The organism is Pseudofrankia saprophytica (assembly GCF_000235425.2).
Lineage (GTDB): Bacteria > Actinomycetota > Actinomycetes > Frankiales > Frankiaceae > Pseudofrankia > Pseudofrankia saprophytica.
Genome location: NZ_KI912266.1, coordinates 2,185,560 through 2,198,291 on the forward strand (window position 1 = coordinate 2,185,560; position 12,732 = coordinate 2,198,291).

Sequence of the window (12,732 nt, forward strand, 5' to 3'; positions counted from 1 at the left end):
CATCGCCGCCACCCCGACCGGTGGCGGGTACTGGTTGGTGGACGCGGCCGGCGGGGTCTACCCGTTCGGCGACGCCGGCGGCATCGCGGCCGGCGTGACGCCCTCGACCGCCGCCACCGGGTCCGCCCGCGCCGTCGGCATCGCCGCGAGCCCGACCGGCTCCGGCTACTGGACCGTCACGGCGGCCGGCGCGGTGGTGGCCCACGGCGCGGCCGGCCAGGTCGGCTCGCCCGCCTCCCCACCGGCCGCGGTGGTCGGTATCGCGGCGACTCCCAGCGGCCGCGGCTACTGGTTGGTGGACGCGGCCGGCGGGGTCTACCCGTTCGGCGACGCGGTCGCCCTGTCCGCGTCGGTCCCGGCGGGCACCCGGGTGGTGGCCGTGGCGGCGGTGCCGTGACCGGTATAGACATATTTCTCACTCGGACGCCGCGCTGCTGGCGTAGCGTCGTCGCTCCCGGTCGTCGTCGGGCGAGCCAGGGAACCAGGTCGGAGGCCGTCATGCCGCGGTTCGGGTCGCCATTTCGGTCTCGGCGGGCACAGCGGTCTCGGCGGGTGCGCGGCGCCCGCGTCGTCGCGCCGGCGCTGGCGCTGCTGGCCGGCGCGCTGTCCGCCTGCTCGGACGGCGGCGGCTCGCCTTCGCCGGAACCGGTCACGACGACCTCGGCCGCCGTGGCGTCCACCTCGGCCGGCGGGAGCGCGACCCCGGCTCCCGGAGCGTCGCCCACGTCGAGCGTCGGAGGGAACGCGCCGACCTGGTCGAGCGGCCCGACGTCGCTCACCCGCTCGACAAGCCCCTCGCCGCGGCTGGTCGAGGTGCGCGCGGCGCACAACGTCGAGGGCGGCCTGAGCTTCGACCGGATCGTCCTGGAGTTCACCGGCGGCCTGCCCGGGTACTCGGCTCGTTACGTCCAGGACGTGGTCAGGCCGGGCGAGGGCTCACCGCTCGCGCTGGCCGGCCAGGCGCACTTCGAGATCGTGCTGCACCCGGCCGACGCCCATGACGACGCGGGCCGGTCGACGCTGCGCTCGCCGGTCACCGGTGGCGGCCTGCCGGCGGTGCGCCAGGTCGCCATGGCCGGCGACTTCGAGGGCTACGTCCACCTGGGCGTCGGCCTCGACGACGTCGTCGGCTACCGGGTCACCGAGCTGACCGCCCCCGACCGCCTGATCTTCGACTTCGCCGCCTAGCCCCTCGGCACCCCTCGGCGGACGCGCTGCCCGCCGCCGGCTGGCGGGAGCTAGCCGACCGGCGGAAACGCGGCGAGGCGGGCGTTCTCGTCGGCTTGCAGGGCGGCGACGGTGTCGGCGTGGAGGCCTGACTTGATCTTGCCGAGCGCCGGCGACGCCTTGGCCGTGAGCGGGCGGGCGACGCCGAGCGCGGCGAGGAGAACGGCGCGCTGCGCGGCGACGAGGTCCGCGGCGTCCGTGAGGGTTCCGGCGGCGACGGCGTCGACGATCCCGGCCTCGAACGCGTCCACGCCGCCGTAGCGGCGGCCGGTGACCATCGCCTCGGCGGCCGTTCTGGCGGGCAGCCGCGCGGTGAGCAGTCTCGTCATCCCGGCGGTGAACGGCATGCCCAGGTCGACCTCCGGCAGGCACCAGTAGCCGCGGTCGGCGCGCATCACCTGCTGGTCGTGCGCGAGCGCGAGCATGGCGCCGGCGCCGAAGGCGTGCCCCTGCACGGCGGCGACGGTGACGAACGGCAGCGTCAGCACCCGGGCGAGCAGGGCCTGCACGGTGTTCAGATAGGAGCCCAGCTCGCTCGGATACGCCAGAATCCTGTCCAGATCGAGCCCGTTCGACCAGATCTTCCCGCGCGCGGTGGTGACCAGCGCCTTGTGCCCGTCGGCGTCCTCGACCTCGGACAGCAGGGCATTCACCGCCGTCAGCCAGGGGGTAGTGAACCGGTTCTCGCCGTCGCCGAGATCCAGCACGTACACGTCCCCGTCGTGTTCCAGGTGCGGCATCGATCGGCTCCCTTGGTCATCGGTCTCGCCATCGTCGCGCCCCCGGCCGCCGCCTGCCCACTGGACGGCGCCTGACACACCGCTCGTCACCTTCACCACTCAAGTGACTACGTTCGGTAATATTCGTGTACTGCTCGTCTGTCTCCGGGGGCTCGACAAAGCGGGGTACCGATGGATCCAACAAAGTTGCGGCCGTCATCGGGCTTGTTCGGCGGCCGGAGCGGTCCGCGACGGCGGGCGTTGGCCGCGGTGACGATGATCCCGGGCCTGGCCGCGGCCGGACTGGTCCTCGCCGCCGCGCCCGCGAGCGCCGTCGCACCTGCCAGCGACGTCACGTATGCCGGCGACGGCACGCCCGTCGACGACGTCACATATGCCGGCGACGTCACGTATGCCGGCGACGCCATGCCTGCCGGCGGCACCGGCCCGGAGCTCACCCTGACGACACACATGGCCTTCGTGGACCCGGGCGCCGTGGACCTCCTCTACACCGTCGGGAATGTCGGCTTCAGTGACCTGATCTTCGTTTCGGTCCAGGACGACCTCGCCGCCGGTGGCCTCACGCCGATCATCTGCCCGAGCTCGACGCTGGCGGCCGGGGCCTCCATGACCTGCACCGCGAGGTACTTCTACGGGGCGACCGACATCCCCCCGCAGGGGACGGTGACGAGCATGGCGACGGCCGTCGGCAGCGACGACGCGGGGACCGAGACCGTGATCTCGCCGACGGTGGCGACGGACATCCCGGTTCTTGACACAGCTGGCGGGCTCGGGTTTTCGGAGCCGCCGCCCTGGCCCACCGACCTCATCCAGCCGGCAACTACCGGCGAAGGTGTGCCTACGGTGCAGATCTACGCCAACGTAATAAACGTCAACATAAATGGCGATGTGCCGCCGTCGCCGGGCCTGGATAGTGGCTTCGGCCCGTCGGATGTCGACTGGGGTGACCCCGATCCGGGATTCCTTGATCCGGATTTCCTCGGCGCTCCGGATTACCCCGCCCCGAGATTCGACTACCAGCCTCTCGACGAGGCGCTCTGACGCGGGTCAGGTGTCGCGGGTCAGGTATGGAGCCGCTCCATACATCTGCTGACATCTCCCGCCTCTCCGGCACATCTGCGCCCGCTCTTCGCGGTTGACGCCGATCCCATCCCTCCAGGGCTGGTTCTGTCCGGACCCGCCGGGTACTTGCGCGACGGGACGAGAACGGCAGGCGAACGGAGGAGGGGCACGATGTCGACTCCATCCGGCGGGCGAGCCGCCAAGGGAACGGACACGCGTTCGAGGCCAGCGACCGGGCCGGCTCGGGGCAGGACCGCGGAGGCGGGCGCGGGCGCCAGCGACGAGGAGATGACCAGGCAGGTCGCCCGCCAGACCGCGTCCGACCGGGCGGTCGAGCCGTTCTTCGAGCGGGAGCGAGGCGGGGCCTCGACCGACGTCGAGGCGGCCAAGGCTGGCGCCGACCAGGTGAGGTAGCGCACCCGCTGAACTCGCGGGCCCGCTGAAGTGGGCGGAAACCTCCGCTGACCAAACGCGCACAACCAGCGTCGATTGGTCGCGCGCCCCTGCGGACCGAGCATTCGTCGTCGAAGGTGGGTGGGGGCGCGGTTTGCGCTGCGCCCGCCGGGAACTCACCGACAGACACCGAGCCGGACGCGCACTTCGATCGCGGCGGTGCGCGACTCGAACAGAGGATGCCCGGGCAGACGCCGGCCTCAGGGCGTGACCGGCGCCTCGGTCGAGCCGGCTCGACCCTCGTCCTGACGACGAGGGCTCCAGCGGAGGTGATGCAGTTGCCTACCAAGCAGATGCCCGCGAAGATGACCCGTACCAGCCCTACCAAGACGACGACTCCTACCAAGACGGCTTCCCGTTCCCGTAAGGCGGAGCAGGCCGACCAGACGTGCGCCGGCGTGCCGTCGACGATCACGCGGTCCGACGGTTTGGCCGTCCGCACCTGGAAGAAAGCCCACGACTCGGCGGTGGGCACCTACGGCGAGGGCCAGCGCGCGCACCGGGCCGCGTACGCCGCGCTGAAGCACACCCACGAGAAGGTCGGCGACCACTGGCGGCCGAAGTCGTCACCCGGGCCGTCCGACGCGCGGGCGAAGCAGAGCGCGCCGGCGAGCGTACGCCGGCCGCGTCCGACCGCCGAGGGCGTGAACGCGACCGCTCCGTTGACCCGGCTGCGCGAGATGGCCCGCGAGCTGGAGATCCCCGGCCGTACCCGGATGACGAGGGACGAGCTGATTTCCGCGATCAAGAAGGCCAACCGGCGCGCCACCGCCGCCGCCCGCAGGTGACCCGGCGCGTCGCGTCGGCGTCGGGAAGTCGCGCGGGGTGACGGCGGGACCGCTGGCAAGCCAGGATTCGCCATGGTCGCGCGCGGGGGTGCCCGATGATCCGCGTCCGTCGATCATCGGGCACCCCTTCAGCTCGCGATGTGAGGTTGGTGACGCGACGCGCGGCTGTGGCGCCCTGCCAGGCGCGACTTCCGCCGGGTGACGTTGCGGGGCGGTTTCGTGGCCGTGGTCGCGGTCGCGCCGCCTGCGCGCCGCCGATAGTCTCGATACAGACCTCTTCCACCTGCTGGCGAGCCGTCCGGTGGTCGGGTCGGCGTCGGCTCGCGGGTCCGCGAACCGGGGTCACAACCACATACTGTGCCGCTCACACCCGTGCGGGAGAGTCCCGGGCAAGCCAGCCCGAGGCGCCGAAGGAGCAAGATCTCCCCACAAACTCTCAGGCCCCCAACCGCCGGGTCAGGCAACTCTGGAAAGCGGATGCCGCTGGGTGTCCCGCCGACGGTGCAAACCGGGCACGAGGTTGCCCGGTGAAGCTCTCAGGCCGATGACAGAGGGGGAGGCCGAGGCGAGCGACCCCTCCGTGGTCGAACGCCTGCCGTGCCTACCGGGGGTAACCCCGGACCCCGAAGCGGGGCCGGTACCAGGCCGGTGCCGCCTGACCTGCGGAGCGACACGTGCCTGACACCACCCCGACCCCGGCCACCACCACGCTCCCGATCGCGGCGCTCCCGGCCCCCGCCTATCGCGCCTTCGTCGACCGCCACATCGGGCCAGACGCCGAGGCTCAGGCGACCATGCTCGCCGCGCTCGGCTACTCGTCGCTCGCCGCGCTGACCGACGCGGCCGTGCCGGCGGCCATCCGATCCACCGAGCTGGAGCTGCCGGCGCCGGTCCCGGAGAGCGCCGCGCTCGACGAGCTGCGCGCGCTGGCCGGCCGCAACCGGCGGGTGACCTCGATGATCGGGCTCGGATTCCACCCGACCGTGCTGCCCGGCGTGATCCAGCGCAACGTGCTGGAGAACCCGGCCTGGTACACCGCCTACACGCCGTATCAGCCGGAGATCTCGCAGGGCCGTCTCGAGGCGCTGCTCAACTTCCAGACGGTGGTCACCGACCTCACCGGCCTCGCGACCGCCGGCGCGTCCCTGCTCGACGAGTCGACGGCGGCGGCCGAGGCGATGCAGCTCGCCCACCGCGTCGACAAGAAGAAGCGCTCGACCTTCCTCATCGACGCCGACACGCTGCCGCAGACGATCGCCGTCGTGCGGACCCGGGCCGAGGCGCTGGGCCTGACGGTGCACGTCGCCGACCTGCGCGAGGGCGTCATTCCTCGCCCGGCGCCAGCCCCGGGCGAGGGCCCGGCCGAACCGCTGCCCGCCGAGCCGGGCGAGGGCCCCGCGGAGGCCGCGGGTGAGCTGCCGGCGGCCGTGCTGGCCGACACGTTCGGCCTGCTGCTGTCCTACCCCGGCGCGAACGGCGAGGTCCGCGACCTGCGGGGCGTCATCGCCCAGGCGCGCGACCACGCCGTGACGGTGACCGTCGCCGCCGACCTGCTCGCGCTCACGCTGCTCGCCTCGCCGGGCGAGCTCGGCGCCGACATCGCGGTCGGCACCACCCAGCGGTTCGGGCTGCCGGTGATGTTCGGCGGCCCGCACGCCGGCTACATGGCGGTGCGCAAGGGATTGGAGCGGATGCTGCCCGGCCGGCTCGTCGGCGTCTCGGTCGACGCCGCCGGGAAGCCGGCCTACCGGCTGACGCTGCAGACCCGCGAGCAGCACATCCGCCGGGAGAAGGCCACCAGCAACATCTGCACCGCCCAGGTGCTGCCGGCCGTGGTCGCCTCGATGTACGCCGTCTACCACGGGCCCGCCGGGCTCGCCGGGATCGCGACGACCGTGCACGCCCACGCCGTCCGGCTCGCCGCCGGGCTGCGCGCCGGCGGGGTCGACGTCGTCCACGACGAGTTCTTCGACACGGTGCTCGCCCGGGTGCCCGCGCGGGCCGGCGAGGTCGTCGCGGCGGCGCTGGAGCACGGCGTGAACCTGCGCCTCGTCGACGACGACCACGTGGGGATCTCCTGCAACGAGGCGACGCTGGACGCCGACCTGCACTCCGTCTGGGCCGCCTTCGGCGTCCCGGCCCCCAGCGAGGCGCCGCCGGCCGTGCCTGGCCTCGACGCGGCCGGCGCGCTGCCGACGGCGCTCGTCCGCTCGTCCGGCTACCTGGAGCACCCGGTGTTCCACAGCCACCGCTCGGAGACCGCGATGCTGCGCTACCTGCGCCGGCTCGCGGACGTGGACTTCGCGCTCGACCGCGGGATGATCCCGCTCGGCTCCTGCACGATGAAGCTGAACGCGACCGCCGAGATGGCGGCCGTCACCTGGCCCGAGTTCGCCGAGATCCACCCGTTCGCGCCGCTCGACCAGGCCGCCGGCTACCTGGAGATGATCGCGGACCTGGAGCGCTGGCTCAGCGAGATCACCGGCTATGCCGGGGTGTCGCTGCAGCCGAACGCCGGCAGCCAGGGCGAGCTGGCCGGGCTGCTCGCCATCCGCGCCTACCACCGCGACCACACCGCGGGCGACGGTTTCCGTGACGTCTGCCTGATCCCGTCGTCGGCGCACGGCACGAACGCGGCGAGCGCGGCGATGGCGGGGATGAAGGTCGTCGTCGTCGCCTGCGACGACGACGGCAACGTCGACCTCGCCGACCTCGCCGCGAAGGCCGCGCAGCACGCGTCGCGGCTGGCCGCGCTCATGGTCACCTACCCGTCGACGCACGGCGTCTACGAGGAGGGCATCGGCCAGGCGTGCGCGATCGTGCACGACGCCGGCGGCCTGGTCTACGTCGACGGGGCGAACCTGAACGCGCTCGTCGGCCTCGCCCGCCCCGGCCGGTTCGGCGCGGACGTCAGCCACCTCAACCTGCACAAGACGTTCTGCATCCCGCACGGCGGCGGCGGCCCCGGCGTCGGCCCGGTGGCGGTTGGCGAGAAGCTGCTGCCCTACCTGCCGAACCACCCGCTCTGCCCGGAGGCGGGCCCGGCAACCGGTATCGGCCCGATCTCCGAGGCCCCGTGGGGCTCAGCCGGAATTCTCATGATCCCGTGGGTGTACCTGCGGCTGATGGGGGCCGAGGGCGTGCGCGCGGCGACGTCGGTCGCGGTACTGAACGCGAACCACATCGCCAGCCGGCTGCGCCACCACTACCTCGTCCTCTACACCGGCCGGGGCGGCCTGGTCGCGCACGAGTGCATCCTCGACCTGCGCCAGCTCACCAAGGAGACCGGCGTGACGGTCGACGACGTCGCCAAGCGGCTCGTCGACTACGGCTTCCACGCGCCGACGATGTCCTTCCCGGTCGCCGGCACGCTGATGGTCGAGCCGACCGAGAGCGAGGACCTGACCGAGATCGACCGGTTCTGCGACGCGATGATCGCGATCCGGGCCGAGGCGGACAAGGTGGGCGACGGCACCTGGCCGGCGGACGACAACCCGCTGCGCAATGCCCCGCACACCGCCGAGATGGTCACCGGCGACGACTGGGACCACCCGTACCCCCGGTCGGTGGCCGCCTACCCGGTGGCATCGCTGCGCACCGCGAAGTACTGGTCCCCGGTCCGGCGGATCGACGGCGCGTACGGCGACCGCAACCTCGTCTGCACCTGCCCGCCGCCGGAGGCTTTCGCCGACGACCTGACGGCCGCGGACGCCGCCACCGTCCCGGGCGCTCGCTCGGCCGCCCGCCCGCTCACCCCCGTTGGCACTGCCGGTTAGCGCCGCCGCCGGAAGATCAGACCTCCATATTCAGGCTATGCTCGATCCGCCTGAATATGGAGGTCATCGTGGCACAGCTCGTGCGGCGCCGCTGGGAGAGTGACCTCGGTGCTGGGCTGTCGAGGAAGGACCGGCTGTCGTGCGAGTACGACGCCTACCTGCCGGATCCCCTCGTCGGGCGCGCGTTCACGCTGGACGGGCTGACCGCGGCCGACGTGGTCGACGCGGAGCATGCGATCGCCGCCCTCAACCGCGACGCGGTGGCGTTGCGCGGCATGGAGGTGCTGGCCCGGATCCTGCTGCGAGCCGAGTCGGTCGGCTCGTCCTGGATCGAGGGGCTCGAGGTCGGCGGTCGGCGCCTGCTGCGCGAAGAAGCCAGCCGCGAGTTCGGAGAGCCGGTGACGGACGTCACGGCCGCCGAGGTGCTCGCCAACGTGGACGCGATGGTCCGCGCGTCGGAGCTGGTGGGGGCCGGCGACCCGATCACGGTGGCGTCCCTGCTGGAGATCCACCAACGGCTGCTCGCCGGGAGCCGGCTGGAGCCGTATGGCGGCAAGGTCCGGACCGAGCAGAACTGGATCGGCGGCAGTAGCTACAACCCGTGCTCCGCGGCCTTCGTGCCACCGCCGCCGGAAGCCGTGCCCGACCTCCTGGAGGATCTTTGCGCGTTCTGCGCGGACGATGGCCTGCCGGCTGTGGCGCAGGCCGCCGTCGCGCACGCGCAGTTCGAGACGATCCACCCCTTCGTCGACGGAAACGGCCGGACCGGTCGGGCGCTGATCCACATGGTTCTGCGTCGGCGGGGCCTCGCGCCTGACGTGCTCCCGCCCGTCTCGCTGGTTCTCGCGACCCGGTCGCGGGACTACGTGGCGGCGCTGACCGCGACCCGGTACCTCGGGCCCTCGGACTCCGAGCAGGCCCGGGCCGCGGACGACGCCTGGATCGGCACGTTCGCCGGCGCCTGCGTTCGAGCCTGTGCCGACGCGGGCGACTTCGAGAGGCGAATCGGCACCCTCCAGGAGGCCTGGCGTCAGCGAGTCGGCCCGGCGCGCCCAGACTCCACCCTGGATCGGCTCCTGCGGATGCTGCCCGCCGCGCCGGTGCTCACAGTGCGCTCCGCGGCCGAGCTCACCGGGCGCAGCGTGCAGACCGCCAATGAGGCGGTGAGCCGGCTGGTGGACGTCGGCGTGCTCCGACAGATAACGGTCGGGCGGCGCAACCGGGCTTTCGAGGCCGCGGACGTGATCGAGGCGTTCACCTTCCTCGAGCGGCGTCTCGCCAGCCCGGGGGGAGACACCATGGCCAGCCCGCCGTCTCGGCGCGTACCGCGACGTCCCTGCTGAGCGGGGCACCCTGCGGGAACCGGGCATCTGGGCGCGAGGGTTGGGATACTGCTCGCCGCGGCGCGCGGCGCCAGGCGCGTGGGTGATGGCCGGGCGAGCCGGGCGCTCGGTGGGAGCTTGGAGGAGACGGATGGTCACGACGATCCAGGGGATCGAGGGCGCCAAGGCGCTGGCCGGGCAGGAATGGGGCAGCAGCGGCTGGATCGAGGTGACCCAGGAGCAGGTCAACACGTTCGCCGACGCCACCGGGGACCACCAGTGGATCCACGTCGACGTCGAGAAGGCGAAGGCCGGGCCGTTCGGCGGGCCGATCGCGCACGGGTTCCTCACGCTTTCGCTGATCCCGGTGCTGTTCCATGACGTGGTCCACGTCGAGGGCATCTCGATGGCGGTGAACTACGGCCTGAACAAGGTGCGGTTCCCCGCGCCGGTGCCGGTGGGCTCCAAGCTGCGCGCGCACATCAAGAACCTGACGGTCGAGGACGTCACCGGCGGCGTCCAGGTCGTCAACCAGGTCACCATCGAGCTCGAGGGCCAGACCAAGCCGGTCTGCGTCGCCGAGTTCATCTCCCGCTACTTCGCCTGAGACGGCTCAGGTGGTCGGGCTGGTGGCGAGGCCTGGAGCGCCTCGCCACCAGCGATCTGGTCAGCTGACGACCGCCGGCTGTTCGTCGGCTTGGTCGGCCTCGTCGGCCTCGTCGGATGGCTCGCCGCGCGGCGCGGGCAGGGCCAGCGCCGGCGCCGCGGACCTCTCGCCGTGCAGGTCGATGCGCGGGAGGATCCGGTCGAGCCAGCGCGGTAGCCACCAGTTGGCACGGCCGAGCAGGGCCATGGTCGCCGGCACCAGCACGAGCCGGATGACGGTCATGTCGACAAGGACGGCGACCGCCATGCCGAGGCCGATCATCTTCACGGTCACGTCCGGGTCCAGCGCGAAGCCGGCGAAGACGGCGATCATGATGAGGCCGGCGCTGGTGATGACCCGGCCGCTCTTCGCGAGCCCCCGCGTCACGCTGCCACGGGCGTCGCCGGTGGCCAGCCAGTCCTCCCGGATCCGGGAGAGCAGGAACACCTCGTAGTCCATGCTCAGCCCGAACAGCACCGCGAACATCAGCAGTGGCAGCCAGCTCGACATCGGCACGGCATGTGGCAGGCCCAGCAGGCCGGTGCCCCAGCCCCACTGGAAGACGGCGACGATGACGCCGTAGGCGGCGGCGATCGACAGCATGTTCATCACCGCGGCCTTCAGCGCGACCAGCGGCGAGCGGAACACCAGCAACAGAAGCAGCACCGAGACGCCGACGACGAAGGCCACGACCTCCCACAGCTGGTCGGCGAGCAGGGCGGAGATGTCGGTGAACGAGGCGGTCCAGCCGGTGATCTCGGCGCCGCCCGGCAGCACGTCGGCTCGCAGGTGGCGGACCAGCGCGGATGCCCTGGGGTCGCTCGGGCCGACCGTCGGCTCCGCGACGAGCAACGCGGTCGAGCCGTCGGCGGAGAAGATCGGGTCGGCGACGCCGGCGACATCCGGAGTCGCCCGGATCTTCGCGGCCAGCGGGCCGAGCTCGGCCTTCGGCAGCGTGCGCAGGTCCGTGGCGATCAGCAGCGGGCCGTTGGCGCCCGGCCCGAACTCGGCCGCGATCAGGTCATAGGCGCGCCGCTGGGTGAGCGACGTCGACTGGCTGCCGGCGTCCTGCGGCCAGGTGCGCATGTCGAGCACCGGGGCGGCGAGGGCGAGCAGCAACCCGAGCGCGCCCAGCGCCCAGGGCAGCGGCCGGCGGCCGACCCGGGCGGCCCAGCGCGCGGTGAGCGGCTCCCTGGCTGAGGTGGCAGCGGGTGCGCCGTCGGTGGTGCCCTGGCCGGCGTCGGCCGTGCCGCCGGCCCCGGCCCCGGCCGCGCCGCCGGCCCCGGCGGTCGCCGCGGTGGCCAGGGCACGGCGGGCCTTTCGGCCGAGCAGCCGTTGACCGGCCAGGCCGCACAGCGCCGGCACCAGCGTGAGCGACGTCGCGACGACCGCGACGACGACCAGGGCCGTGGTGAAGCCGGTCGTGGAGTAGGTCTTGAGGTGGACGAGGCGCAGGCCCATCAGCGCCAGCACGACGGTCGCGCCGGCGAACAGCACCGAGGTCCCGGACGTGGCCGTGGCCCTGGCCGCCGCCTCCCGTACCGGCAGGCCGGCGCGCAGGCCCTCGACGTGCCGGGTGACGAGCAGCAGGGCGTAGTCGATGCCCACGCCGAGGCCGACCATCGTGCCGAGGGTGGGGGCGATGGTGCTGACCTGGGTCGTAGCCGCGATCAGCGTGACGCTGCCGGAGCCGATCCCGAGCCCGATCAGGGCGACGGCCAGCGGTACGCCGGCGGCGATGACCGAGCCGAAGGCGAACAGCAGGATGACCAGCGCGGCGGCGATGCCGATCGCCTCGGCGGTGCCGTCGACCTTCTGGATGTTCTCCGCGACCTGGCCGCCGATCTCCGCGGTGACGCCGCCGGCCCGGCTGGGCCCGGCCACGGCCGCGACCAGCTCGTCGAGTGCCTTCTTGCCGCCCACGTGGGTGACCGGCCGGTCGTAGTAGACGGTGATGAGCGCCGTGTCGCCGTCGGCGGACAGCCGGGGCGGGGTGACCAGGTCGACGTGCTCGACGCCGGCGAGGTTCCTGGAGACGGCGGTCGTGACGGCGGCGTCGAGCGGGCTGTCGCGGTCGTGCAGCACGATGCGCGCGTCGGCGCCCGCCACCTCGGGGAAGCCGGCCCGCAGCAGGTCGGTCGCCGCCTGCGAGGGCAGGCCCGGGGTGTCGTAGTTGTCCTGGGGCGCGCCGCCGAACGTGCCCGCCAGGCCCAGTGTCAGTACCAGCGCTGCGACCCAGGCGCCGACCACCCGCCAGGGGTGGGCGGCGCAGGCCCCACCCAGTCGCTGCAAGAACCCGGACATCGTCTCCTCGTTCCCTTCGGGGTCGCGGTCCCGGACATGACGAGCCGGACCCGGGGACTGTGACATCCGTGGTCATCCACGGGCAGTCGCGTACCCGACCGGTGTGACGCCAGACATCCGACGGGCCGCCGTGTCGGCCGGGTTGTGGTCGGTGGCGTTGGTCCCGCCCGGCTCCCAGGCCGCGTGGGGGCGAATGCACCCTGCAACCGAATGGAACAAATTCTGGACAAGTAAGGCACATGTTCCATGGTGTGATCTATACGAAGAGCGACGACTCGATACTGTTGCGTTGGGGCTCGCGGTGCGTCGGCTCCCGGTGGCAAACAGGCACTACCGGTATGTAGGCGAACGGTTTGCCGGCGCCGTCGCGAGCACTCGCACGGCCGAGATCGCGCGCGCGACACGTCTCCCGGC

9 protein-coding genes, 1 pseudogene and 2 riboswitches are annotated in these 12,732 nt (G+C 72.8%); of the genes and pseudogenes, 8 read left to right on the plus strand and 2 right to left on the minus strand.

Going from position 1 to position 12,732, the window contains the following annotated elements:
- Positions 1–397, plus strand: a pseudogene (locus FRCN3DRAFT_RS54945) (hypothetical protein); the annotation flags it as partial.
- Positions 398–552: 155 nt separating this feature from the next.
- A complete protein-coding gene (locus FRCN3DRAFT_RS0209150) occupies positions 553–1,188 on the plus strand; it encodes an AMIN-like domain-containing (lipo)protein (RefSeq protein WP_035924550.1) in 636 nt (211 codons plus the stop codon).
- A gap of 50 nt (positions 1,189–1,238) precedes the next feature.
- On the opposite strand, the gene FRCN3DRAFT_RS0209155 is transcribed toward FRCN3DRAFT_RS0209150, so the two are convergent.
- Positions 1,239–1,967 carry an enoyl-CoA hydratase/isomerase family protein gene (locus FRCN3DRAFT_RS0209155; RefSeq protein ID WP_007514938.1) on the minus strand — a complete coding sequence of 243 codons (729 nt, stop codon included), beginning with the start codon at positions 1,965–1,967 and terminating at the stop codon, positions 1,239–1,241.
- 255 nt (positions 1,968–2,222) lie between these two features.
- Between FRCN3DRAFT_RS0209155 and FRCN3DRAFT_RS0209160 the strand changes: the two genes are divergently transcribed.
- The 6 genes from FRCN3DRAFT_RS0209160 (at position 2,223) to FRCN3DRAFT_RS0209185 (ending at position 9,975) form a co-directional block, all read left to right on the plus strand.
- Positions 2,223–3,008 (plus strand): DUF7507 domain-containing protein, encoded by a 786-nt coding sequence (locus FRCN3DRAFT_RS0209160; RefSeq protein ID WP_007514939.1) that lies wholly within the window; start codon positions 2,223–2,225, stop codon positions 3,006–3,008.
- Between the two features lie 192 nt (positions 3,009–3,200).
- Positions 3,201–3,443, plus strand: a complete 243-nt coding sequence (locus tag FRCN3DRAFT_RS0209165) for a hypothetical protein (RefSeq protein WP_007514940.1) — start codon at positions 3,201–3,203, stop codon at positions 3,441–3,443.
- A gap of 317 nt (positions 3,444–3,760) precedes the next feature.
- The gene (locus FRCN3DRAFT_RS43530) at positions 3,761–4,270 is read left to right on the plus strand and encodes a ChaB family protein (protein ID WP_007514941.1); all 510 of its coding nucleotides are present in this window, start codon (positions 3,761–3,763) and stop codon (positions 4,268–4,270) included.
- A 365-nt stretch (positions 4,271–4,635) separates the two neighbouring features.
- Positions 4,636–4,731, plus strand: a riboswitch (glycine riboswitch).
- Positions 4,732–4,828: riboswitch (glycine riboswitch) on the plus strand.
- 116 nt (positions 4,829–4,944) lie between these two features.
- Positions 4,945–8,046, plus strand: coding sequence for an aminomethyl-transferring glycine dehydrogenase (gene gcvP / locus FRCN3DRAFT_RS0209175; RefSeq protein WP_007514942.1), 3,102 nt, complete (start codon positions 4,945–4,947; stop codon positions 8,044–8,046).
- 68 nt (positions 8,047–8,114) lie between these two features.
- Positions 8,115–9,389: a Fic family protein gene (locus tag FRCN3DRAFT_RS0209180; RefSeq protein WP_007514943.1), complete on the plus strand. Its 1,275-nt coding sequence runs from the start codon at positions 8,115–8,117 to the stop codon at positions 9,387–9,389.
- A gap of 130 nt (positions 9,390–9,519) precedes the next feature.
- Positions 9,520–9,975 carry a MaoC family dehydratase gene (locus FRCN3DRAFT_RS0209185; protein ID WP_007514944.1) on the plus strand — a complete coding sequence of 152 codons (456 nt, stop codon included), beginning with the start codon at positions 9,520–9,522 and terminating at the stop codon, positions 9,973–9,975.
- Positions 9,976–10,035: 60 nt separating this feature from the next.
- On the opposite strand, the gene FRCN3DRAFT_RS0209190 is transcribed toward FRCN3DRAFT_RS0209185, so the two are convergent.
- On the minus strand, positions 10,036–12,318 hold the full coding sequence (locus FRCN3DRAFT_RS0209190) for an MMPL family transporter (RefSeq protein WP_007514945.1): 2,283 nt from the start codon (positions 12,316–12,318) through the stop codon (positions 10,036–10,038).
- Between the last annotated feature and the right edge of the window lie 414 nt (positions 12,319–12,732).